1 protein-coding gene is annotated in these 344 nt (G+C 53.8%); it reads right to left on the bottom strand.

The window, feature by feature from the left end:
• On the bottom strand, positions 1–344 hold a 344-nt coding region (locus tag HK11_RS11875; protein ID WP_408736139.1), incomplete at both ends, for a relaxase/mobilization nuclease domain-containing protein.

Below are 344 nucleotides of genomic sequence, written 5' to 3'. Positions count from 1 at the left end.
ATTTCTTCCAGTCTTGCCAGTTTCTCTAACCGTATCCAGCTAAAACGACTGTCTAAAATATGGTCCTGCTGCCATTCCGGCAGGAGCAGATGCCCGTGTGTGCTCCCGTCCTTCTGATGGATGACCAGCGTTATATGCTCCGGGTCTCCATGGAATTCGTGACAGATCTTTCTGGCAAATTCTGCCAGTTGGTCATCCGTCATCGGTTCCGCAGGATTGAAGGCGATATGGCGCAGACCATAGGTCAGCCCCTCACGTCTTGCCTCGCGCATGGCGTCACGAAGCAGCCAGTCTGATCCGCAGAGACATCGGATCGCCTCGTTTTTGGGTCCGTGCAGAACATG

It is taken from the genome of Acetobacter sp. DmW_043, from assembly GCF_002153485.1.
GTDB classification, from domain to species: domain Bacteria; phylum Pseudomonadota; class Alphaproteobacteria; order Acetobacterales; family Acetobacteraceae; genus Acetobacter; species Acetobacter thailandicus.
The sequence above is the reverse complement of the archived record's forward strand: the minus strand, read 5'-3'. Positions and strand labels throughout refer to the sequence as shown.